Raw genomic sequence first — 22,625 nt, forward strand, 5'->3', positions numbered from 1 at the left:
GCTGCGGCGACGCGTTCCGGTAGCCTTGATCCGTGTTCAGCAACATCGGCTGGGGCGAGATGATGATTCTGCTCGTCGCCGCCCTCGTGATCCTCGGCCCGGAGCGCCTGCCCGGCGCTGTCCGCTGGACTGTCGATTCTCTGCGCCAGGTCCGCGACTACGCCAGCGGCGCGACCACGCAGCTCAAGCAGGAACTCGGCCCGGAGTTCGACGATCTGCGCAAGCCGCTGGCCCAGCTGAACGAGCTGCGCGCGATGAGCCCGCGCGCGGCGGTGACCAAACACCTGCTCGGCGGTGACGATTCGGTGCTGCGCGACCTGGAGAGCGCCGTGCCGGACAAGCAGCAGTTGTTCGGCACCAGCAGCGGTATGCCGGAGATGCTCGCGAAGCCGTCGCTGCAGAAGCCGCTGGACCGCAACGAGCGCCCACCGATCGACTTCGACGCGACCTGACCGCGGAACACACCGCACGGTCGTCATTTGCCACATGATCGCGCGTCCGCGTGATGATCTCGACGACCTCGCCCTATTGGGATTGCCGACAATCCGGCGCGACAGCCCTTGTGGCGCAAGACAGTTGGATGTCAAGCGTTATAGACACGGAATGCTGTCGAGCTGTCTAGACTTCGCACATGTCGGCCGATGACGTGGCACGAGTATTCGCGATCGAAGACAAGGTCGAGAGGCTCAAGGCGGCCACCGAAGGGGTGGCGGCTGCTCAGCAGACCATCAACGAACTCACCCGGATCAGGCGCGCCGTGATCCGCGAACTCCACGCCGACGGCTGGACGTTCGCCCGGATCGGCGCCGCGGCGGGACTCTCCCGCGCGCGCATCCACCAGGTGAGCACCCAGGGGCCCGTGCCCGAGGGACTGTTCTTCGGGCATGGTTCGCTGACAGTCCTCGCCCCTGAGGTCCGCGCGGGCAGGCTGCTGGGCGCACCCGACCCCGCGGCGGCCGAGCGCCTCGCCGAGCTGTTGCGGCAACTGGGCTTCGCCGCCACCGTGGAGACCTTCCTGCCCGGCCGGCCGGTAGACCTCAACCGCGACGGCTTGGTGATCCTGGGCGGCCCCGAGCTCTCACCGAGCCTGCGCCAACTCGTGGTGGCCGATCCGCGCCTGCGCCGGACCGTCACCCGGGCCGGGGACACCCGTCGCGGCATCGAGGACCGCGCCGCGCGCCGGGTCTACCGGCCCGGCGGCACCGAACCACACGACATCGCCTACCTGGCCCGCCTGCCCCGGCCGGACCGGCGCGGCAGCATCATGGTGATCGACGGCCTGCACCCGCCGGGCTCGCTGGGTGCGATCCGATTGCTGGCCACCCGGCTCGCCACCCTGCACGAGCGGGCGAGCACGCATCTATTCTCGGTTCTCATCGCCGTGCGCTACGACCGGACCACCGGCGAACCGATCGACGCGGATTTGCTCACCCCGGTCTATCGGCACGAAACCGACTCACGGTTGGCTACGACCCGTGTTCGTCCATAGTCTGATCTAAACTAACCACACTTTGTGATCTCCATCACTGTATTGTTATGGATCACAAGTCGCCCGCGATGGTTAGATTGCTAGCGAGTAACCGAGTGTGAGTAGGTGAGCTTCAGATGTCCTCGTCTCCCGAGGCCAGCGCGTGCCGGGTCCTGCCCGTCCGCGCGGCAGGTACACCGGATCCACGGCCTGTTCCCTCGTTCGATGCCGAACCGACCGCAGGCGAGGTCATCGTCGCCACCCATCGCGTGACCTACAGCGACCGGTTGAAGGTATTCATCGGCCCGCACGAGGACGTCGACAGCTTCCTGCGCCCGCTGCGCCGGATGGACGGTCATCAGCGATACTCGCTCGATCTGACCGTGCTGCCCGAGCCGATGCCCGCCACGGAGGTCACCACGGCGGTGAGCACGGCCCGCGGCGATCTGGCCCTGCAGTGCGCCGGTTCCGCCGAAGCGATGACCCTGCAGCTACGCACGACGATCGACCATGTCACCCGGCGCTACACCCTCGGGTTCCCGGGTCACCGCCTCGGCCTGCCGACGGTGTACCTGCCCCATGGCGACGGCGACACCTACGTCTACGCCGAAGAGGTGTTCACCGCCGAGCACGCGGCCGAGATCTTCCGCGGCTTCTTCCGCGACAGCACAGTCTCCGAAGGGCTGCTGCGGCGCGAGATCCTCGACTGATCCGCGCTCGGCGCGCGCCCGTGCTCGGCGATAGCTAGGCTGGTCAGGACAGTCACAACGCCTCGACGGTGACTGTGGAGAGGCCGGTGTTCGATGCGCGATGTCCTCGGGCAGCTGCTCGATCTGCTCGCCGATCAGCCGGTGGCCCTGGCCAGGATCGTCGACCGGACCGGTGCGAGCCCGCGCGATACCGGGGCCGCGATGGCGGTGACCGGAGACGGCCGGGTCATCGGATCGCTGTCGGGCGGGTGCGTCGAATCGGCGGTCCTCACCGCCGCCGCCCAGGTACTGCTGGACGGCCAGGCGAGCCTGGAGCGTTTCGCCGCGGCCGACGAACTCGCGGTCGGCCTGCCGTGCGGCGGCGAGATCGAAGTCTTCGTCGAGCGCCTCGACCACACCGATCTGCCCCGCCTGCGCGCACTGGACGCCGCGCTGGCCGCGCACCGCCCGGCCGCCTACGCCACCACCCTCGAATCCGCTCCCGACCGGTTACTCCTGTACCCCGGCCAGCGGGCGCCGTGGCGCGATCTGGACCAGGATGCCGCCGCCCTGCTCGCCGCGGGCCACAGCGGACTCATCGGGGCCCAGGACTGTACGCCGGAGGCCGCGACCCGTCCGCGCACCTTCGTCCAGGTCTTCGGCTCCCCCGCCCGGATGATCCTGGCGGGCGCCAACGACTACGCCCGGGCCCTCACTGTTGCCGCGGCCCAGCTCGGCTACCGCGTCACCGTCGTCGACGCCCGCGAAACCTTCACCACCCCGGCCCGATTCCCCGCCGCCGACGAGGTCGTGGTCGACTGGCCACACCGCTATCTGAAGGCCGAACATCGCGCGGGCCGCATCGACGAGCGCACCGTGGTCTGCGTTCTCACCCATGACCCGAAGTTCGATGTCCCGATGCTGGTTTCCGCCCTGCGCCTACCCGCGATCGGCTTCCTCGGCGCGCTGGGTTCGCGCCGAGCCCACACCGACCGCGCCCGACGGCTGCGCGAAGCGGGCCTGCCCGCGGGCGAGATCGCCCGTGTCCGCAGCCCCCTCGGCCTGGACCTGGGTGCGCACACTCCCGAGGAAACCGCGATCTCCATCCTGGCCCAGGTACTCGCCGAGCGCGCAAACGCCTCGGCACTGGCGCTTTCAGAGCTGACCGGACCCATCCACGCCCGCTGAATCCGCCGGGCGTGGGGCGAGCCCATGGTGCGCACGAGTCCGAACAGCTTGCGCTGACCGGGGACACGACGAAGGCGCCGCGTGGGGATACCCGCGCGGCGCCTTCGTCGACTGCTACGCCGCGACCTGTTCGGGGCGAAGGGTCTTCATCGGGGGACGGTCTTCGAGGGAGACCTCGGTGGAGTGGGCGATGAACTCGCCGCCGATCATCGGGAACTGGGTCAGGGCCGCGCCGGAGTCGGCGACGCCACTGCGGCGCAGGGCCGTGCCGAGGATCTGACGGCTCATCACGCCGAGGTCGGACAGCGGACGGTTGCGGTGGGTGCGCACGCCCAGGTTGACCTGGGTGATGGCGTCCATGCCCAGCTGGTCGTAGGTGTCGAGCAGCAGGCCGATCTCCACGCCGTAGCCGGGCGCGAAGGGGACGGCGGTGAGCAGTTCGCGGCTGCCCGCGTACTCGCCACCGAGCGGCTGCAGGACCTGGGCCAGTTCGGGGCGCAGCGCGGCCAGCAGGGGCCGGGCGACGAGCTCGGTCACCCGGCCGCCGCCGTTGGCGTCCACGGACTCGCCCTGGCGCAACGGGCGCCGGTAGTAGGCCTTCGACAGGTGCGTGCCCGGCGTGGTCAGCAGCGGGCCGAGCAGCTTGGGCACGAACGCCGGATCGGGGTCGATCAGGTCGGAGTCCACGAAGGCGATGAGATCGCCGGTCGTGCAGGCCAGCGAGCGCCACAGCACCTCGCCCTTGCCGGGGAGCGGCTCGAGCTCGGGGACGGCTTCCTCGCGGGTGATCACCTCGGCACCGGCGGCGCGAGCGCGCTCGGCGGTGGCGTCGGTGGAGCCGGAGTCGAGCACGATCAGTTCGTCGACGAGCGTGCCGAGCAGCGGTTGAATACTGGCCACCACGGCGGCGACGGTGTCTTCCTCGTTCAGTGCGGGCAGCACCACCGAGACGGTGCGGCCCGCCTTGGCGGCGACGAGTTCGCGCACCGCCCAGTCAGGGGTGTCCCAGGTGTGGGTAGTGGCCCAGGCGGGCTCGCGGTGTTGGATTTTCATGCCAGACCTCGCAGAGTTCGTGCGGGGGGCCGGATGCCCTGGATCGCGGCGATCATGTCCACGACCCGACGGGTTTCGGCGACTTCGTGAACCCGGAAGAGCCGAGCGCCCGCGGCGGCCGCCCATGCGGTTGCCGCCAGTGTGCCCTCGACCCTCTCGGTAAGACCTACACCTAGAGTCTCCCCGATAAAATCCTTGTTACTCAGTGCCATCAGTACTGGCCATCCGGTTTTTACAAGACCGTCGATTCCGCGCAACAACTCGAGCCCGTGATAGGTGTTTTTTCCGAAATCATGCGTGGGATCTATCACTATTCCGTCCTGACGCACCCCGGCAGCCGCAGCGTTTTCGGCCGCGGCGACCACCGTCGCGGTCACCTCGGCCACCACATCGGCGTAGCGAACCCGGTGCGGCCGGGTGCGCGGAACAGCGCCCCCGGTGTGACTGCAGACGATCCCGGCACCGGTTCGCGCGGCCACCCGCACCAGCTCGGGATCGGCGCCGGACCAGGTGTCGTTGATCAGGTCCGCGCCGGCCGCGACGGCCGCGGCGGCGACCTGGCCGCGCCAGGTGTCCACACTGATCAACAGGTCGGGATACTTCGCCCGGATCGCCGCGACGAACGGCACCACCCGCTGCGTTTCCTCGGCCGCGTCCACGGTGGTGCCCGGCCCGGCCTTCACCCCACCGATGTCGACCAGATCCGCGCCCTCGTCGACCGCACGCGCGACCCGCTCCATGGCCGCGGCGTCGCTGAAGGTGGCGCCGCGGTCGTAGAAGGAGTCGGGCGTGCGGTTCACGATGGCCATCACCAGCGCGCGATCGGTGGCCACCGGCCGCCCGCAGAAGGTGGGCAGCACTATCTCGGCGCCTTACCGTTGGCGACGTCGGCGGCGTAGTCGTCGTAGGCGGGCACATAGCCCTTCGACGGTCCGGCCAGCACGTAGAGCGCGGACTCGCTGTCGGGTGCGTAGCCCTGCTTGCGCAGTTCCACCTTCCGGCTCTTGAACGTCGAGGTCTGTTCCAGCTCGGCGACCACCCGCACGAACAGCGGGATCGCGTACAGCGGCAGCCGCTCGTGCACCGTCGCCGCCAGCGCCTTGCCGTCGAACTCGGCGTCGGGGTGCAGGGTGATCGCGGCCATGCCCGCCTTGCCGTCGGCACCGGGGATGTCGACGCCGTAGACGACGGCCTGTTCGATGCTCGGGTGGTGTCCGAGCGCGCCCTCGACCTCGGTCGTCGCCACGTTCTCGCCCTTCCAGCGGAAGGTGTCACCGAGCCGGTCGACGAACGCGATGTGCCAGAAATGCTGATCGCGCACGAGATCGCCGGTGTCGAACCAGCAGTCGCCCTTCTTGAAGCCATCGCGGACGAGCTTCGATTCCGAGGCGCGCTCGTCGGTGTAGCCGTCGAAGGGCTGGCGGTTGTTCACCTTCGCCAGCAGCAGGCCGACCCCGCCGCGCGACACCCGGCGCAGCTTGCCATCGGATCCGCGTGTGGCCTTGCCGGTCTCGTCGTCGTACTCGACGACGGCGTACGGCAGCGGGCACAGCCCGGCGGTGCGGTCGAGGCCGAAGGCGTTGACGAAGGCCAGCGGCGCCTCGCTCGACCCGTAGAACTCCACGACCCGTCCGATCCGGAACCGGCGCCGGAACTCGTCCCACAGTTCGGGCCGCAGGCCGTTGCCGACGACGAGCCGGATCCGGTTGCCCTTCTCGGCGGGCCGCACCGGCTGGTTGAGCAGGTACCGGCACAGCTCGCCGATGTAGATGAACGCGGTCGCGCGCTCGCGGGCGATCTCGTCCCAGAAGCCCGACGCCGAGAACTTGCGCGAGAGGACGTAGGTGGCCTCACCGGCGAGCACCGACGACAGCGCGACCGTGAGCGCGTTGTTGTGATAGAGCGGCAGACAGCAGTACATGCCGTCCCCACCGTGCAGCCGCACGCCGAGACCACCGAGACCCGCCATGCTCTTGGTCCAGCGATGGTGGGTCATCACGCTGGCCTTGGGCAGGCCGGTGGTGCCGGAGGTGAAGATCAGGAAGGCCCGCTCGCCCGCGGTGACCTGGTCGCACACCGCCGGATCGGCATCCGGTGCGGTACGGGCGGCTTCGGCGAGTTCCTCGGCGGCGAGCACGTTCCCGGCGGGCTCGGGCAGCGAGTCCAGCGCCTCGGCGCATTCCTCGCCGACCACGGTCAGCACGGCGTTCAGCAGACCGATGCTGTGGGCGAGCACCTGATCGCGCTGGTTGTAGTTGAGCAGGCCGACGGTGGCGCCCAGCTTGAGCACCGCGAGCACGGTGAACAGGGTCTCCGGCCGGTTGGTCATCAGCACGCCGACCACGTCACCGCGACCGACCCCGCGCACGGAAAGCACTGCCGCGTACCGGTTCACCTCGCTGTTGGCGGCGCGATAGGTGTAGGAGCGGCCCTCGAATCGCAGGAACACCCGATCGGGCCTGCGGTGGGCGACCTGTTGGAAGTAGCGGCCGATGGAGGCTTTGTCCTTGGGGCCCACCAGCATTCCGCGCGCGTTGCGCAGCATGCCGGGGACGTCCTTGGCCATGCTCGGCAGCGCGCGTGCCAGGTCGGTCACGCTCACGGTGTCGCGGGCGTCAGTGCTCACGTCGATCTCCTACCCCTGTGGCCGCGGCCGGTCGCAGCGCGGCGAACGCAGCGGGCAGGTCGGCGACCACGGTGATGCGGTCGCGCGCCTCCCGCGCCACGATTCTGCGCTCGGACAAACCGTCGATCCAGCGAAACAATCCTTCATAGAACCCGTCGGCATCGAGGACGACCACGGGTTTGGTGTGTTCGCCGAGGTAGCCGCCGGTCCACGTCTCGAAGAATTCCTCGAGCGTGCCGATCCCGCCGGGCAGGGTGAGGAAGGCGTCGGCGCGCGCCTCCATCAGCTGTTTGCGCTGGCGCATGGTGTCGGTGACGAGCAGTTCGTCGGCGTCGACATCGGCGACCTCGCGGTGCACCAGATGCTTGGGGATCACGCCGATGGTGTGCGCGCCACCGGCACGGGCCGCGGTGGCGACCGCGCCCATCATCGACACGTGACCGCCGCCGGAGACCAGTTGCCAACCGCGCCGGGCGATCTCGGTGCCGACCCGGGCGGCCAGGCTGATCAGGGCGGGTTCGTCGGTGCTTGCCGAGCAGTAGACGCAGACGGAGTAGGGCGCACTCACCACTTGTCCTCGGTGCCGAGGCGCTCGATGTCGCCCTTGTCGCCCGACTGACCCTGGATGATCCGCACGACCTCCTCGACGCTGTCGGTGACCTGGATCAGGTCGAGATCGTCGGGCGAGATCTTGCCCGCGGTCGCCATCGATTCGCGCAGCCAGGTGACCAGGCCCGACCAGTACTCGGTGCCGAACAGGATGATCGGGAAGCGGGTGATCTTGCGGGTCTGCACCAGGGTCAGCGCCTCGAACAGTTCGTCGAGGGTGCCGAAGCCACCGGGCAGGCAGACGAAGGCGCGCGAGTACTTCACGAACATCGTCTTGCGGACGAAGAAGTACCGGAAGTTGATGCCGAGGTCGACCCACTCGTTGAGACCCTGCTCGAACGGCAACTCGATCCCGAGGCCGATCGAATAGCCGCCGGCCTGCGAGGCTCCCCGGTTGGCGGCCTCCATCGCACCGGGCCCGCCGCCGGTGATCACCGCGAAGCCCGCCTCGCTGAGCGCGGCGCCGATCGCCTGCCCCGCCGCGTACTCGGGATGGTCGGTTGGCGTGCGCGCCGAGCCGAACACCGTCACCGCGGGCGGCACCTCGGCCAGCGCGCCGAAGCCCTCGACGAACTCGGCCTGGATCCGCAGCACCCGCCACGGATCGGTGTGTACCCACTCGCTGTCCTGCCGCGTGTCGAGCAGGTGCTTGTCCGCGGTTCCCACGCCGGGGTTGCGCTTGCGACGGAACATCACCGGACCCCGGAACTTCGGCGTCGATTTGACCTTCCCAACCAGTTCATCCGCGGATTCGGTAGACATGGCCCCCACGCTACTGGGTCTCATCCCCGCGTCAGATAGGTGCGCAGCATCGCCGTCACGGCGCTGATCTGCGCGAGGGGTACATGCTCGTCGCGCTTGTGCGCGAGGTTGGGATCGCCGGGGCCGAAGTTGACGGCGGGAATGCCGCGGGCGGCGAAGCGGGAGACGTCGGTCCAGCCGTACTTGGCGCGTACGCCGCCGCCCCCATGGACGTTGACCGAGTCGATGAGCGTGCGCGCGGCGGGCGCGGTCAGGCCGGGCAGGGCGCCGGGTGAGGAGTCGGTCACCTCGAAGGTCAGGTCGAGGCCGGCGAAGACCTCGCGGACGTGCTCGATCGCCTGCTCGACCGTGCGGTCGGGAGCGAAACGGAAGTTCACATCCACCTCGCCCACATCGGGCACCACATTGCCCGCGACGCCGCCGGAGACGCGCACGGCCGAGAGGCCCTCGCGGTAGACACAGCCATCGATGTCGACCTTGCGCGCCTGGTAGGCGGTCAGCCGGGCCAGCACCGGTGCCAGCGCGTGGATGGCGTTGTCACCCAGCCAGGCGCGGGCCGAGTGAGCCCGCACGCCCTCGGTGGTCAGCCGGACCCGCAGAGTGCCCTGACAGCCGGCCTCGATCCAGCCCGCCGACGGTTCGCCGAGGATGGCCAGATCGCCCTCCAGCCATTCCGGGAGGTCGCGCTCGATATGGGCCAAGCCGTTGAACGCGGCGGCGATCTCCTCGCCGTCGTAGAAGATCAGCGTCAGATCGTGCGCGGGGTCGGTGATGGTGGCGGCCAGATGCAGGAACACCGCGTCGCCGGACTTCATGTCGACGGTGCCGCAGCCGAACAGCACCGCCTGTCCCTCGACCCGGTCGGGCCTGCTCGGCACGTTGTCGGCGATCGGCACCGTGTCGAGGTGTCCGGCCAGGATCACCCTGGTCGGCAGGCCGCGATGGGTGCGGGCCAGCACCACATTGCCGTGCCGGAGCACCTCGAAGCCGGTGGTCTGCTCCCGCAGCGCCGCCTCGACCAGGTCCGCGATCTTGGCCTCGTCCCGCGAGACGCTGGGCACATCGACCAGGGCGGCGGTCAGCTGAATGGGGTCGGCGCGCAAATCGAGAGTCACATCTCGAGGGTAGTACGGGGGCCGGCGGCGAGCGTTCGCGAACTGACAGGCCACTACCTGGGCTGTCGACAGCGGCCGGTTCGAGGTCACCGCGGACGGCACCGCCGTGGCGCTCGAGACCGAGGACGGCACGGTCGTCGACTCCACGCCGCTGCGCGGGCGATTGGCCGCGCGCCTTCGCGCGTTGGGTGCCCGAGGGGGTGGCGAACACCAGTGCGCGCGGAACGGGCAAAATGAGAACCGTGAGTATTCAGGGAGCAAGCGCAGTCGGTATCGCCAACGTGACCGCGGACGGGACCGTCCTCGATACCTGGTACCCGAGCCCGGAGCTGGGTGCGTTCACCGAGACCGGCTCCAAGCGGCTCGAGGCGGGCGAGGTCGCCGAGTTCGCCGAGCTGCTCGGCGTCGATGCCGCGCGCGGGGTGGAGGTGATCGCGGTGCGCACCACCATCGCGGACCTCTCGGCCGCCCCCGTCGACGCGCACGACGTCTACCTGCGCCTGCACCTGCTCTCGCGCCGTCTCGTGCGGCCGCACGGCCTGAGCCTGGACGGCCAGTTCGGACTGCTCAGCAATGTCGTGTGGACCAATCACGGCCCGTGCGCGGTCGAGGGCTTCGAGCAGACCCGCCTGAAGCTGCGCGCCCGCGGCCCGGTGACCGTGCTCAGCGTCGACAAGTTCCCCCGCCTGGTCGACTACGTGGTGCCCTCCGGCGTGCGCATCGGCGACGCCGACCGCGTCCGCCTCGGCGCCCACCTCGCCTCGGGTACCACCGTCATGCACGAGGGCTTCGTCAACTTCAACGCGGGCACCCTCGGCAACTCGATGGTCGAGGGCCGGATCTCGGCGGGTGTGGTGGTCGGCGACGGCTCCGACGTCGGCGGCGGCGCCTCCATCATGGGCACCCTGTCCGGCGGCGGCACCCAGGTCATCTCGGTCGGCGAGCGTTCGCTGCTCGGCGCCAACTCCGGCCTCGGCATCTCCCTCGGCGACGACTGCGTCATCGAAGCCGGCCTCTACGTCACCGCGGGCACCAAGGTCAGCACCCCCGACGGCACCGTCGTCAAGGCATCGACCCTGTCCGGTCAGAACAACCTGCTGTTCCGCCGCAACTCCACCACCGGCGCCGTCGAGGTCGTCGGACGCAAGGGCACCGGCGTCGAACTCAACGCCGACCTGCACGCCAACGACTGAGCTGCTTCGACCGAGGCCCCGCACTCCGCGAGCGCGGGGCCTTTTCGTCCGCGCATCATCGCTGATCAGGGCTGGGGCGGTTCCGGGGTGAGGCCGAAGGCGATGACTTTGCTGGGGTGGATGCGGATGAGGGCATCGGGTTTCTCGGAGATGTAGGACTCGGCCTCGGTCAAAGCTTCCGCGGTGCCGCGGATTTCGACGCAGCGGACGCGCCAGGGTTGCACCGAGGCGATGTCGTCGACGACGAAGGCGACATGGGGACTGGTGGCGAGGTTGCGGAACTTCTTGGAGGCGGCCAGGTTCCAGCCCGCGATGTCGATGGTGCCGAGGTCAGCGTTGTAGCGGAAACCGACCGGGTTGTTCTGGGGTGCGCCGTCGGGGCGAATGGTGGCCAGGCGGCCCAGCTTCTGGGTCGACAGGTAGGCGATCTGCTCGGCGGTCAGTGCTGCGCTCATGGCTTCGACGGTAGAACCTCGAGCACGCTCGAGGTCAAGAATCACCCCTTCAGTCGTAGCACGGCCAGTACGCGGCGATGGTGGGTGTCGGAGGGCGGCAGGTCGAGCTTGGTGAATATGTTGCCGATGTGCTTTTCCACGGCACGTTCGGTGACCGTGAGGGCGCGAGCGATGGCGGCATTGGTCAGGCCCTGAGCCATGAGCTCGAGCACCTCCCGCTCGCGCGGGGTGAGCCGGGCCAGACCGGACTGCTGGCGGGCGGCACCCATCAGCTGACTCACCACCTCCGGGTCCAGTGCCGTACCACCGGTGGCGACCCGGCCGAGCGCGTCCATGAAGTCCCCGACATCGGCCACCCGATCCTTGAGCAGATACCCCACCCCGCTGGCACCGTCGCTGAGCAGTTCGGTGGCATAGCGGGTCTCGACCCACTGGGAGAAGACGAGCACCCCGGTCCGGGGGTACTTGCGGCGCAGTTCGATGGCGGCGAGCAGGCCCTCGTCGGTGAACGACGGCGGCATCCGCACATCGACCACCGCGACATCCGGTGCGTGGGTACCGACCACCGTCGACAGGTCGGTGGCGTCCCCCACCATGGCGACCACCTCGTGCCCACGCTCGGCGAGCAGCCCGGCCAGCCCGTCACGCAGGATGGCATTGTCCTCGGCGATCACGATGCGCAACGAGTCAGGCGCGCTCATCGAGGCTCCACGAGCGGCAGGGTCAGGGCGATGGCGGTCGGTCCGCCGGGTGGGCTGTCCACGGTCATGGTGCCGTCGACCGTACCGGCCCGCGCGGCCAGCCCTGCCAGACCGGTTCCGGCACCGGGCATTGCAGCATCCGGGCGCGGCGCACCGCCGATCCCGTTGTCACGCACTGTCACCGTGAGAAGTCTGGCACCGGTCGGAACCACCGACACCAGAACGTGATTCGCGTCGGCGTGGCGCACCACGTTGGTGAGCAGCTCGGCCACCGAGAAGTAGGCGATGGCCTCGATCGCCGGACTCGGCCGCGCGATCAGTTCGAACCGCAGTTCGACCAGCACCGCGCAGCGTGCGGCCAACGTCTCCAGGGCCGGCTCGAGGCCCAGTTCCAGTGCGGGCGGGTGGATTCCGCGCACCAGCTCGCGCAATTCGACCAGCGCCTCCTTGGAACTGCTGTGCGCGTCGGCGATCAGGTCGCTCGCGTCGCCGCCCCGCGCGACCCGCTCCTCGGCCCGGCCGAGCGCCATCGCGATGGTCACCAGCCGCGCCTGGGCGCCGTCGTGCAGATCGCGTTCCACCCGGCGCAGGGTGGCGGCGGAATCCTCGACCGCGACCCGCCTGCTCTCCCGCAGCTGCGACATCCGCTCACGGTTGGTGGGGGTCAGCAACCAGATCGCCACCTGCCGGTGCACCAGGCAGACCACCCGGATCAGCCACGGCAGCACGAAACAGCCGAGCACACCGACCGCACCCAGTCCGAGCACCCGCGGCCAGGTGTCGAAGTAGAAATCGTCGAACTGCACCATCGACTGGTGTTCGACACCGTCGGCGTCGACGTTGACCGGCCGCACGATCGCCCAGAAGATCGGCGAGATCGCGGTGAACACGGCCATCGCGACCGCTACCAGGACGAAGTACCCGATGACCACACCGAGCAGTGACTGCACGAAGAGGAAAGCCAGCGCCCGCCAGGCGGCCAGATCGGTGAACGCCCCGGTCAGGAACCCGATCAGGCCGCGCTTCGGACGAAACGGCGGCGGCGGATCCAGCTCGGTGTCGAGCAGAGTCCGCACCAGCGCGCGGTACACCGCTGCCCAGACCCTGCCACCCAGGATCACCAGCGCCAGCACCGGAACGCCGACGACCAACACCGCGAAGAACAGCCCACCGCCGAGGCCCAGATACAGGTAGCCGATCCCGAAGCTGCCCAGAACCGACGCCGCGATCAGGTATCCGAGTTCCTTCCAGGTCCTGGCCTGGAACGGGGCGAGCGCGACGGCGCGCAGCCCGGGTCCGACGGCGACCGGCGCGGAGCGCGGCGCCACGTCGAGCACTTCAGTTGACGATTCGGTCATGCCGTCCATGTTCGTCGAGGGGAAGCGGCCTTTCGAGGGAGCAGGCCACCGCATCCATGGTGTAGCCGGCTACACCATGCCCAGCAGCTTCTTCTGCACTTTGCCCATCGCGTTGCGCGGCAGCGCGTCGACGAAGCGCACCTCGCGCGGACGCTTGTGCGCCGACAACTGGGTGCTCACGTGCGCGATCAGCGCGGTCGCCAGCTCATCCGACCCCGCCTCACGGGCGATCACGAAGGCCACGATCCGCTGACCGAGATCGTCGTCGGGCAGCCCGACCACCGCGACCTCACCGACGGCGGGATGGCCGAGCAGCGCTGTCTCGATCTCGCCCGCGCCGATCCGGTAACCACCGGACTTGATGAGGTCGATGGACTCCCGGCCGACGATGCGGTGGAACCCCTCGGTGTCGATGACGGCGACATCGCCGGTGCGGAACCAGCCGTCCTCGGTCCAGTCCCGCGCGGTCGCCTCGGGCCGGTTGAGGTACCCGTCGAACAGCATCGGCCCACGCACCTGCAGGCCACCGATACTCGCGCCGTCGTGCGGGACGGGCGCGCCGGATTCGTCACGCAGGCGGGTCTGCACCCCGCGCACCGGCGTCCCGACCCAGCCGGGCCTGCGCTCGCCGTCGGCGCGGGTGGACAACGTGATCATGGTTTCGCTCATCCCGTACCGCTCGACCGGCGCCTGCCCGGTGAGCTCGGCCAGCTGCTCGAACACCGGCACCGGCAGCGGCGCACTTCCCGACACCAGCAGCCGCGCCTTGCCCAACTGTCGTGCCAGCTCGGGCTGTTCGACGATCCGCGACCACACCGTCGGTACCCCGAAATACAGGGAGCCACCCGCGGCCGCGTACGCCTCCGGCGTCGGCTTGCCGGTGTGGATCACCGGACTGCCGACCCGCAGCGGACCGAGCAGTCCCAGAATCAGCCCATGCACATGGAACAGCGGAAGTCCGTGCACCAGTGTGTCTTTCCAGGTCCACGCCCAGGCCTCGGCCAGCGCGTCGAGCCCGGCCGCGATGGCGCCGCGGCTGAGCATCACGCCCTTCGGCGCGCCCGTGGTCCCGGAGGTGTAGAGGATGAACGCGATGGCCGTGGGGTCGGGTTCGGGGTAGGTGTGCCAGGACCGTGCGTGCAGCCGCACCGGGATCACCGGCAGATCGGCGTCCTCGGGCGCGGCACCCAGCCAGGCCTGCGCACCGGAATCGCGCAGGATGTGTGCGCGTTCGGCGACGCCGGCGTCCGGCGGCACCGGCACCACTGTGACCCCCGCGATCAGGCAGCCGACCACCGCGAGCACCGTGCGCACGGTGGGTTCGGCCAGCACCGCGACCCGCTGGGCGCGCGCGATCCGCTCGGCCACCGAAGTTGCCGCACCCAGCAGATCACTGCGTGACAAAGTGGCATCATCGATGGTGACGGCGTCGGGGATGTCGGCCCCGGCGGCGACGGCGACCGGATTCAACGAGGCGAGCAGCAGCGGCGGACCGTAAGGCATCCGTCCACGCTAACGCGACGAGGTCGGGCGTCGGACGCCGCCGTCCGTTGACACCGTGGCGACATGATGAGACATTTAGTGAACAACTCTCTCAATGACGAGAACGGGGTCAACGATGACCATCCTCGCCCGGTCGCGCGCACAGCGCGCCGAACCAGCGGACTTCGACATTCGCGACCACGTCGACGGTGCCGCCGCCTTCTACGGCGCGACCGCCAATGTGATCATGCAACTCAGCCTGGCCCCCGTCGGCTACGGCGTCGCGGAATCGCGCGTGCACAGCGGCAGCATCATGCTGCACCCGGTGAAACGGACCCGCACGACTCTCACCTACCTGTCGGTGGCACTGATGGGTACCGACGAGGACCGGGCGGCCTATCGCACCGCTGTCAACGGCGCGCATCGCCACGTCTACTCCACCGCCGACAGTCCGGTCAAGTACAACGCCTTCGACAAGCACCTGCAGATGTGGGTGGCGGCCTGCCTGTACTGGGGCTCCGACGACGTGATGCGGCGCCTCCACGGCCCCGTCGACGAGGCGCTCACCGACGCCTTCTACGAGTACGCCCACCACCTGGGCACCACCCTGCAGGTCCCGCGCGAGATGTGGCCGGCCGACCGCGCCGCCTTCGACGCGTACTGGGCCGAGAACCTGGCGCGCACCAGCGTCGACCCCACGATCAAGGCCTACTTCGACAAACTGCTCGACCTGCGGATGCTCAGCGCACCGCTGCGCGTTCCCCTCGCCCGATTCCACCGCTGGTTCACCACCGGCCTGCTCCCCCAGCACCTGCGCGACGAACTCGGCCTCACCTGGACCGACCGCGACGAAGCCCGCCTCAACCGCCTGATGCGAACCACCGGCATGGTCTCGAGCCGGATGCCCCGCGTCATCCGCAACTTCCCCTTCAACGCCACCCTCGTCGACATGCGTCGTCGCCAGCGCACGGGCAAGCCGCTCATCTAGTCCATGTGGGGGTAGCGGTAGTCGGTCGGCGGGACGAAGGTTTCCTTGATCGCGCGGGGTGCCACCCAGCGCAGGAGGTTCAGGGGCGAGCCCGCTTTGTCGTCGGTGCCGGAGGCCCTGGCGCCACCGAACGGTTGTTGACCGACTACCGCGCCCGTCGGCTTGTCGTTGATGTAGAAATTGCCCGCGGCGAATCGCAGTGCGCTGCTCGCCTTCTCGATGATGTCGCGGTCCTGGGCGAAGACCGCGCCGGTGAGGGCGTAGGGGGCGGCGGAGTCCACCTCGGTCAGCAGCACGTCGAAGGCGTCGGGGGCGTCGTCGTCGTAGACGTAGACCGACAGGATCGGTGCGAAGTACTCGGTGCGGAACATCTCGTCGCGCGGGTCCTCGGCGATGAGCACGGTCGGACGGACGAACCAGCCGACGCTGTCGTCGTAGCCGCCGCCCGCGGCGACGGTGAGACCGGCGTTCCTGGCGCGTTCGATGGCGGCGACCGCCTTGTCGTAGGCGCGCTGATCGATCAGCGCGCCACCGAAATTCGTCAGATCGGCGATGTCGCCATAGCTGATCCCGCGCACCGTGTCCAGGAACTGTTCACCCATCACCCGCCACAGCGAGCGCGGCACATAGGCGCGTGAAGCCGCCGAGCACTTCTGCCCCTGATACTCGAAGGCCCCGCGAATCATGGCTGTGGACAATGCCTCTGGATCCGCCGATGGATGCGCGAGAATGAAATCCTTGCCGCCGGTCTCGCCGACCAGGCGCGGATAGGCATGGTAGTCACCGATATTCGCGCCGACCTGCTGCCACAGGTGCTGGAAGGTCCTGGTCGAGCCGGTGAAGTGGATGCCGGCCAGACGCGGGTCGGCCAGTGCCACCTCCGAGAGGTTCGCGCCGTCGCCGGTGAGAAGATTGATCACCCCGGGCGGCAGGCCCGCCGCCAGCAGGACGCGCATGATCACCAGCGCCGAGAGTGTCTGTGTCGGTGCGGGTTTCCAGACGACGGTGTTGCCCATCAGGGCAGGCGCGGTGGGCAGGTTGCCCGCGATGGCAGTGAAGTTGAACGGGGTGATCGCGTAGACGAAGCCCTCCAGCGGGCGGTAGTCCATCCGATTCCACACCCCGGCACTCGACCGTGGTTGACCCTCGAAGATCTGACGTGCGTAGCAGACATTGAATCGCCAGAAGTCGACCAGTTCGCAGGGCGCGTCGATCTCGGCCTGCACCGCCGACTTCGACTGCCCGAGCATCGTCGCCGCGGCCACCCGCTCCCGCCACGGCCCCGCCATCAGATCCGCGGCGCGCAGGAAGATCGCCGCCCGCGCGTCGAACGACAGCTCCCGCCAGCCCGGCGCCGCCGCCACGGCCGCCTCGATCGCCCCGCTCGCTTCCTCGTGCGTGGTGTCGGTGTAGGTCCCCAGCACCAGCGCCCGCCGATGCGGCGCCACGATCCCGTGCCGCTCTCCCGCCCCGCTCCACTCCCGCCCGCCGATCACCAGCGGCACATCGACACACTCCCCCGCGATCTCGGCCAACCGCGCGACCAGCCGCTCCCGCCCCGCCGTACCCGGCGCGTAGGACTGCGGGGGTTCATTCACCGGCTCCGGAACGACCGTGACAGCGTCCATACCCCGAGGCTATCGCCGTTGCGCCAAGATCGCCCGGATCAGTGTGCCCCTCGGCGCGTGCCGCGCGACCGGTCAGCGCGGTCGTCACCGGCCCCTTACCGCCGACGGGAAAGCGCCCGAGCCGGTCGAGCGCGGGTCATGCTCAGAAGGGGGCCTGTCGCCACCAGTCGTCGCGGGTCTGTTCGAAGGTGTGGTCGGGCCAGGAGACCTCGACGACCGAGTTCTCGTTGCGGACATCGCCGAACTGCCTGGCCGCCAGAGTGAAGGGGGCGGCGGGGTCGCGGGGCCGATAGGCGGTGAGGGAACTGTCGAGCAGCTGACGGGTGGTGTCCTCGGTGGTGTGACGGGCGAGGTAGGCCCCGGCGTCGGCGGGGGTGCGGAACTCGGTGTACCAGAGTTGGATGCCGGTGGCGTCGTTGCAGGTGATCTGCCGGGTCGGCACCGGATCGCCGGGCAGGACCACCAGCGCGGGGGTGGCGAAGCAGGCGGCGTCACGCCAGCCGCGACCGCTCGGGCCCGCGGGAATCAGGTCGGTGAACCCCGCGGCGACCGACTCGTGCGCGCCCCAGGTCGGGGCGGGTGGCCGGACGAACTTCCAGTAGACGGCACCCGCACCGACGAACCCGATCCCGGCGAGCACGAGCAGGCTCACGGCCAGCACCCGCCAACGCGCCGACACCGCGTTGTGTGGCGGGCCGACGAGATGCGGAGCGGACACGAAGTGACGCGAGGCAGCGATGTGGGGGGCGGCGTGCGGTGGGCCGAAGACGTGCGGCGAAGCAGCGGCGTGCGGTAGGGGTGCCGAGGCGGCGGGCGGCGAGGCGGCCGGGTGCGGTGCGGCGGCGTGTGGCGAACCGTCGATGTGCGGTCGGGCCATCAGGTGCGGCGCCGAGGTGGCGGACGGGGTCGAGACGGGGGCGAATCCACCGAGGCGCGGGTCGGTGCCGTCCGTCACGGTGACAGAGGTGGCCGCGTGCGCATCGTCGGCGGGGACCACCTCGATCGGCGGACCGATCAGCGTCGGTGTCGGCGCACCAGGATCAGCGGAGGCGAGCCGGGATGGTGACACGGGGTCGGTGGTGAGAACCAGGTGATCGAAGCCGGAAACGGACAGCGCCGCGGCCGCCGCATAGGCGAATTCTGTGCAGCTGCTGAATCTTTCGCCCCGATCCTTCGCCATCACGCGCGCCAGCACGGCGTCGATGGCCGGGGGCAGGTCTGGTACGTCGACGGAGGCGCGGGGCACGGGTTTGGTCAGGTGGGCGGCCACCACAGCACCGGGATTGTCTGCGGGGAACGGACTTTCACCGGTGAGCAGGGTGAACAGGGTACAGCCGAGCGAGTACTGGTCGCAGCGGTGATCGACGGTCTCACCCGACAACTGTTCCGGCGCCGCATAGGCCAGCGTGGCGAGGAAGGCGCCGGTGCGGGTGAGTTCGCGCGAATCGCCACGCAGGCGCGCGATCCCGAAGTCGGTGAGCACCACCCGGTCGCCATCCCGTGCCGGAGCGAGCAAGATGTTGGCGGGCTTGATGTCTCGGTGCAGTACGCCCCGTTCGTGGGCGTAGTCGAGCGCTTCGGCGGTCTGGGCGATGATGTTCACCGCGCGCGCCGGATCCATCGGCGCACCGCGGAACACCGAGGCGTCGGTGCCGTCCACGTACTGCATGGAGATCCACATCAGCCCGTTCTCGACGCCGCGGTCGAGCACCGTGACGACGCCGGGATGGTCCAGATGGGCCGAGACGTCGGCCTCCCGCTCGAACCGCCCGCGCACCTCGTCATCGGAATACAGTTCGCGATTCAGCAGTTTCAGCGCCACCTGCCGGGGCAGCCGCGGATGCGCCGCCAGGTACACGGTCCCCATCCCACCCCGACCGAGCATCCGCTCGATCCGATATCCGGCGAACACTGTGCCAGCGCCGAACTTCACCCCGTGCATCCGTGTCGAGCCTTTCGATCCTTTACCGCATCGACCATGACCCTAGTCCAGACAGCAAGGCAAGACCTCGGGCCAGGCGGGTGGCGGCGACCGAACAACCGCACGATTCGCGCGTCGCGCGCCGTGGATTCCGTTCGCCCGGCTGCCGGACCGTGGCCGATCCGGCAGCCGGGGCCCGCGTCGCTACAGGTCCTCGGCGATGATCCGTTCGATATTGCGTTCGGCCAGAGCGGTGATGGTGACGAACGGATTGACGCTGGTGTTACCGGGAATCAGGGAGCCGTCGATGACGTAGAGGCCCTGGTAGCCGTGCAGGCGGCCGTAGTTGTCGGTGGCTTCGTTGAGCACGCAGCCGCCGAGCGGGTGGTAGGTGAAGTCGTCACCCCAGGTCTTGTACACGCCGAACAAGTCGGTGCGGTAGATCGTGCCCTCCTTCTTGTTGATCTTGTCGAAGATGCGTTTGGCCGCGTCGATCGAGGACTGGTTCCAGGACGTCTGCCAGTTGAGGTCCACCTTGCCGGTGCCGGAATCGAAGGTGAACCTCGCCCGGTTCGGGTTCTTCGTAATCGCCAGGTACAGGCTGACATAGGTTTCGAGACCGGCCGGGAACGGCGCCACCTCGGCGAAGGCGGGCCCGCCCGCGTCGGCCCAGTTGTCGATACCGAGGCAGGGCATCGACGACTGCAGGATGCCGGTGCCGTCCCACATGTGGTTGGCCCGGCCGACCATCACATTGCCGTTGTTGCCCCACTTCTGGCCGACCGCGTCGGACAGATCCCGCAGGTGCCCTTGGGCTTTCATGGCGACGAGCAGCTTGCTGGTGCCCACGCTGCCCGCGGCGAAGAAGACCCGCTGCGCGACAACCTTTTTGGTGGCAGTGGTGTTGCCCTTGGTGTCGATCTGCGCGATGGTCACCTCGTAGCCGCCGCCGCTGGGCGTGACCGCGGTGACCAGATGCTGCGCGGCGATGGTGACCTTGCCGGTTCCGGTGGCCGCCGCCAGGTAGGTCTTGTCCAGCGAACGCTTGCCCGCGTTGTTGCCGTAGATCACCTCACCGGCCAGCGCGGACCGGCGCACCGTGTTCGCCTGTTCCTTCTTCATGTACTCGAAGTCGTAGACGTTGGGCACGAAAGTCCAGCCGAAACCCGATCTTTCGGCATGCTTACGGCCCACCCGCGCGAACTTGTAGCACTCCGCCGACTCGAACCACGCCTGGTCGATGGTGTTGACCCCGAGCGCGCTGTTGGCCCTCGGGTAGTAGGTGGCATACATTTCGCCCGCGTCCACCGAGGGCAGGATCGCGGCGAAGTTCTCCTGCTTCGGCGTGACGGCCATGCCACCGTTGACCAGCGACCCGCCGCCGACGCCGCGGCCCTGATACACCCGGATGCCGCTGAACTTCTCCGAGTCGAGCACACCGGTGTAGCGGTCGATGTCCTTGTTGTAGGAACCGCCGAGGAAGTAGCCCACAGGCTGGTCGGTCTTCTCGCGCAGCCAATAGGAGCGACCGTCCGGTTTCAGCACCGAACAGAAGATGTCGCCATCGGACCCCGGTTGCGTCCATGACATGCCCATCTCGGCGACCAGGACGTCGACTCCGGCCTGGGCCAGACGCAGGGCGGCGACCGAGCCGCCGTAGCCGCTGCCGATCACCAGGGCGGGCACCTGGTCACCGTCGGCGATCGGAGCCGCGCCGGCCGACGCCCGGCTCCCCAACGCGACCGCCCCCACGGTGAAACCTGTTGCAGCTAGGAATCGGCGACGAGACAGCCCCTGAACATACTGGGATCGACCTGGCTTTTCGTACAGAAATTCACGCACCGTGCAGCTCCTCATCGAGACGGCAATGAGAACCTGTTATACCGAGCCATTCATTGAAATGGCTGCATTTCAGACATGTGAAAACCCCGAGTATCCGAACACTCGGGGTTGCGCGGAAGTAGCGTTCAGGCCAGTCGGGTCGCGGCTTCGGCGATGCGTTCGTCGGTGGCGGTGAGGGCGATACGGACGTGCTCCGGGGAGCGGGGGCCGTAGAAATCGCCTGGGGCGGCGAGGATTCCGCGGTCGGCGAGCCAGTCGAGGGTGACGCGGCAGGGTTCACCGCGGGTGGCCCACAGATAGAGGCCCGCGTCGGAGAAGTCGATACGGAAACCGGCCTGGTGCAAGGCTTTTCGGAGCGTCTCGCGACGGGCGCGGTAACGTTCGCGCTGCTGGACCTCGTGGGTGTCGTCGCTGAGGGCGGCGGTCATGGCAGCCTGGATCGGGAACGGGAGCATCATGCCCGAGTGCTTGCGCACTTCCAGGAGTTCGGCGACCAGCGCGGGATCACCGGCGACGAAGCCGGCGCGATAACTGGCCAGGTTCGAGGTCTTCGACAGCGAGTGGATGGCCAGCAGGCCGGTGTGGTCGCCGTCGCTCACGCGCGGGTCGAGGATGGAGACGGCCTCGCCCTCCCAGGTCAGCCCCAGGTAGCACTCGTCGGAGGCGACGATCGCGCCGCGCTCGCGGGCGAAGGCCACCACCTTGCGCAGGTGGTCGACGCCGAGCACCTTGCCGGTCGGGTTCGACGGGGAGTTCACATAGATCAGCGCCGGGTTCTGCGGGCCGATCTGGGTGAGACCGTCTGCGCGCCAAGGCTTCGCGCCCACCAGCAGCGCACCGACCTCATAGGTGGGGTAGGCGATCTCGGGGATCACCACCAGATCCTCGGAGCCGAGCCCGAGCAGGCGCGGCAGCCCTGCGATCAGTTCCTTGGTGCCGATCACCGGCAGCACCGCCGCCTGGTCGACACCGGCGATCCCGAACCGGCGCGTCATGGCCGCGACAGCGGCGGCGCGCAGCTCAGGGGTGCCGTGCGTGGTCGGGTAGCCGGGCACGGCGGCGACCGAGGTCAATGCCGCCTGGATCAGCGGATCGACCGGGTCGACCGGCGTGCCGACCGACAGATCGACCAGTCCCCCCGGGTGCGCGGCGGCCTTCTGCCTGACCGCGGCGATGGTGTCCCAGGGAAAGTCGGGCAGCAGGCTGCTGACCCTCATTCTTCGGCCATGGGAGGCAGCGCCTTGATGAAGGCCGGGTCGAAGTCGACCTTGCCCACCTTGGCGGCGCCTCCGGGCGAACCCAACTCGTCGAAGAAGTCGACATTGGCGTTGATGTAACCGCTCCACTGGTCCGGAGTGTCGTCCTCGTAGAAGATTGCCTCCACGGGGCAGACCGGCTCACACGCACCACAGTCAACGCACTCGTCCGGTTGGATGTAGAGCATGCGGCCACCCTCGTAGATGCAATCCACGGGGCATTCCTCGATGCACGCCTTGTCCTTCACGTCAACGCACGGTTCAGCGATGATGTACGGCACTGCCGTTCTC

At 68.9% G+C, this 22,625-nt stretch carries 21 protein-coding genes and 1 pseudogene; 7 read left to right on the forward strand and 15 right to left on the reverse strand.

Annotated elements, in window-relative coordinates; genetic code table 11:
- Window positions 1-32: 32 nt before the first annotated feature.
- The 4 genes from tatB (at window position 33) to BOX37_RS25840 (ending at window position 3,345) form a co-directional block, all read left to right on the forward strand.
- Window positions 33-452, forward strand: coding sequence for a Sec-independent protein translocase protein TatB (gene tatB / locus BOX37_RS25825; protein ID WP_071929897.1), 420 nt, complete (start codon window positions 33-35; stop codon window positions 450-452).
- A gap of 179 nt (window positions 453-631) precedes the next feature.
- On the forward strand, window positions 632-1,489 hold the full coding sequence (locus BOX37_RS25830) for a hypothetical protein (RefSeq protein ID WP_071929898.1): 858 nt from the start codon (window positions 632-634) through the stop codon (window positions 1,487-1,489).
- Window positions 1,490-1,605: 116 nt separating this feature from the next.
- The gene (locus BOX37_RS25835; protein ID WP_071929899.1) at window positions 1,606-2,178 is read left to right on the forward strand and encodes a hypothetical protein; all 573 of its coding nucleotides are present in this window, start codon (window positions 1,606-1,608) and stop codon (window positions 2,176-2,178) included.
- A 93-nt stretch (window positions 2,179-2,271) separates the two neighbouring features.
- On the forward strand, window positions 2,272-3,345 hold the full coding sequence (locus BOX37_RS25840; protein ID WP_071929900.1) for an XdhC family protein: 1,074 nt from the start codon (window positions 2,272-2,274) through the stop codon (window positions 3,343-3,345).
- A 114-nt stretch (window positions 3,346-3,459) separates the two neighbouring features.
- Here the strand turns inward: BOX37_RS25840 and BOX37_RS25845 are convergent, their stop codons facing one another.
- From BOX37_RS25845 to dapE, 6 genes are read right to left on the reverse strand one after another with little or no spacing between them, the layout of a single operon-like run.
- Entirely contained in the window at window positions 3,460-4,398 is a 939-nt protein-coding gene (locus tag BOX37_RS25845; RefSeq protein WP_071929901.1) for a glucosyl-3-phosphoglycerate synthase, read from the reverse strand.
- On the reverse strand, window positions 4,395-5,261 hold the full coding sequence (gene folP, locus BOX37_RS25850; RefSeq protein WP_071929902.1) for a dihydropteroate synthase: 867 nt from the start codon (window positions 5,259-5,261) through the stop codon (window positions 4,395-4,397). Before folP ends, BOX37_RS25845 begins: the two co-directional genes overlap by 4 nt.
- Window positions 5,258-7,024 carry a long-chain-acyl-CoA synthetase gene (locus BOX37_RS25855; protein WP_071929903.1) on the reverse strand — a complete coding sequence of 589 codons (1,767 nt, stop codon included), beginning with the start codon at window positions 7,022-7,024 and terminating at the stop codon, window positions 5,258-5,260. Before BOX37_RS25855 ends, folP begins: the two co-directional genes overlap by 4 nt.
- Window positions 7,014-7,592, reverse strand: coding sequence for an LOG family protein (locus BOX37_RS25860; protein ID WP_071931886.1), 579 nt, complete (start codon window positions 7,590-7,592; stop codon window positions 7,014-7,016). Before BOX37_RS25860 ends, BOX37_RS25855 begins: the two co-directional genes overlap by 11 nt.
- Window positions 7,589-8,395: an LOG family protein gene (locus BOX37_RS25865; protein WP_071929904.1), complete on the reverse strand. Its 807-nt coding sequence runs from the start codon at window positions 8,393-8,395 to the stop codon at window positions 7,589-7,591. The genes BOX37_RS25860 and BOX37_RS25865 overlap by 4 nt, the downstream gene beginning before the upstream one ends.
- Window positions 8,396-8,415: 20 nt before the next feature.
- Entirely contained in the window at window positions 8,416-9,510 is a 1,095-nt protein-coding gene (dapE, locus tag BOX37_RS25870) for a succinyl-diaminopimelate desuccinylase (RefSeq protein WP_071931887.1), read from the reverse strand.
- Between the two features lie 61 nt (window positions 9,511-9,571).
- On the opposite strand from dapE, the pseudogene BOX37_RS36380 reads away from it, so the two are divergent.
- Window positions 9,572-9,673, forward strand: a pseudogene (locus tag BOX37_RS36380) (DUF8020 domain-containing protein); the annotation flags it as partial.
- A 79-nt stretch (window positions 9,674-9,752) separates the two neighbouring features.
- Window positions 9,753-10,703, forward strand: a complete 951-nt coding sequence (dapD, locus tag BOX37_RS25875) for a 2,3,4,5-tetrahydropyridine-2,6-dicarboxylate N-succinyltransferase (RefSeq protein WP_071931888.1) — start codon at window positions 9,753-9,755, stop codon at window positions 10,701-10,703.
- A 65-nt stretch (window positions 10,704-10,768) separates the two neighbouring features.
- Here dapD and BOX37_RS25880 read toward each other — a convergent pair whose 3' ends face one another.
- The 4 genes from BOX37_RS25880 to BOX37_RS25895 form a co-directional block, all read right to left on the reverse strand.
- Entirely contained in the window at window positions 10,769-11,158 is a 390-nt protein-coding gene (locus BOX37_RS25880) for a PPOX class F420-dependent oxidoreductase (protein ID WP_071929905.1), read from the reverse strand.
- Window positions 11,159-11,199: 41 nt separating this feature from the next.
- Window positions 11,200-11,859 carry a LuxR C-terminal-related transcriptional regulator gene (locus BOX37_RS25885; RefSeq protein WP_167659983.1) on the reverse strand — a complete coding sequence of 220 codons (660 nt, stop codon included), beginning with the start codon at window positions 11,857-11,859 and terminating at the stop codon, window positions 11,200-11,202.
- Window positions 11,856-13,217, reverse strand: a complete 1,362-nt coding sequence (locus BOX37_RS25890; RefSeq protein WP_156910544.1) for a sensor histidine kinase — start codon at window positions 13,215-13,217, stop codon at window positions 11,856-11,858. Before BOX37_RS25890 ends, BOX37_RS25885 begins: the two co-directional genes overlap by 4 nt.
- Before the next feature lie 69 nt (window positions 13,218-13,286).
- Window positions 13,287-14,720: an acyl-CoA synthetase gene (locus BOX37_RS25895; protein ID WP_071929908.1), complete on the reverse strand. Its 1,434-nt coding sequence runs from the start codon at window positions 14,718-14,720 to the stop codon at window positions 13,287-13,289.
- A gap of 115 nt (window positions 14,721-14,835) precedes the next feature.
- Here BOX37_RS25895 and BOX37_RS25900 point away from each other — a divergent pair, with 115 nt between their 5' ends.
- Window positions 14,836-15,687 carry an oxygenase MpaB family protein gene (locus tag BOX37_RS25900; RefSeq protein ID WP_071929909.1) on the forward strand — a complete coding sequence of 284 codons (852 nt, stop codon included), beginning with the start codon at window positions 14,836-14,838 and terminating at the stop codon, window positions 15,685-15,687.
- Here the strand turns inward: BOX37_RS25900 and pruA are convergent.
- The 5 genes from pruA to fdxA all read right to left on the reverse strand — a co-directional run bounded on the left by pruA (window position 15,684) and on the right by fdxA (window position 22,615).
- Window positions 15,684-17,315 carry an L-glutamate gamma-semialdehyde dehydrogenase gene (gene pruA, locus BOX37_RS25905; RefSeq protein WP_071929910.1) on the reverse strand — a complete coding sequence of 544 codons (1,632 nt, stop codon included), beginning with the start codon at window positions 17,313-17,315 and terminating at the stop codon, window positions 15,684-15,686. The two genes, BOX37_RS25900 and pruA, sit on opposite strands and share 4 nt — an antisense overlap.
- 142 nt (window positions 17,316-17,457) lie before the next feature.
- A complete protein-coding gene (locus BOX37_RS35530) occupies window positions 17,458-19,248 on the reverse strand; it encodes a serine/threonine-protein kinase (RefSeq protein ID WP_276207217.1) in 1,791 nt (596 codons plus the stop codon).
- A gap of 192 nt (window positions 19,249-19,440) precedes the next feature.
- Window positions 19,441-20,988 carry a GMC oxidoreductase gene (locus BOX37_RS25915; protein ID WP_206045716.1) on the reverse strand — a complete coding sequence of 516 codons (1,548 nt, stop codon included), beginning with the start codon at window positions 20,986-20,988 and terminating at the stop codon, window positions 19,441-19,443.
- 215 nt (window positions 20,989-21,203) lie between these two features.
- Window positions 21,204-22,295: a succinyldiaminopimelate transaminase gene (dapC, locus tag BOX37_RS25920; protein ID WP_071929913.1), complete on the reverse strand. Its 1,092-nt coding sequence runs from the start codon at window positions 22,293-22,295 to the stop codon at window positions 21,204-21,206.
- The gene (gene fdxA / locus BOX37_RS25925) at window positions 22,292-22,615 is read right to left on the reverse strand and encodes a ferredoxin (protein ID WP_071929914.1); all 324 of its coding nucleotides are present in this window, start codon (window positions 22,613-22,615) and stop codon (window positions 22,292-22,294) included. Before fdxA ends, dapC begins: the two co-directional genes overlap by 4 nt.
- Between the last annotated feature and the right edge of the window lie 10 nt (window positions 22,616-22,625).

Origin of the sequence: Nocardia mangyaensis, assembly GCF_001886715.1 — a bacterium.
Classification (GTDB): Bacteria; Actinomycetota; Actinomycetes; order Mycobacteriales; family Mycobacteriaceae; genus Nocardia; species Nocardia mangyaensis.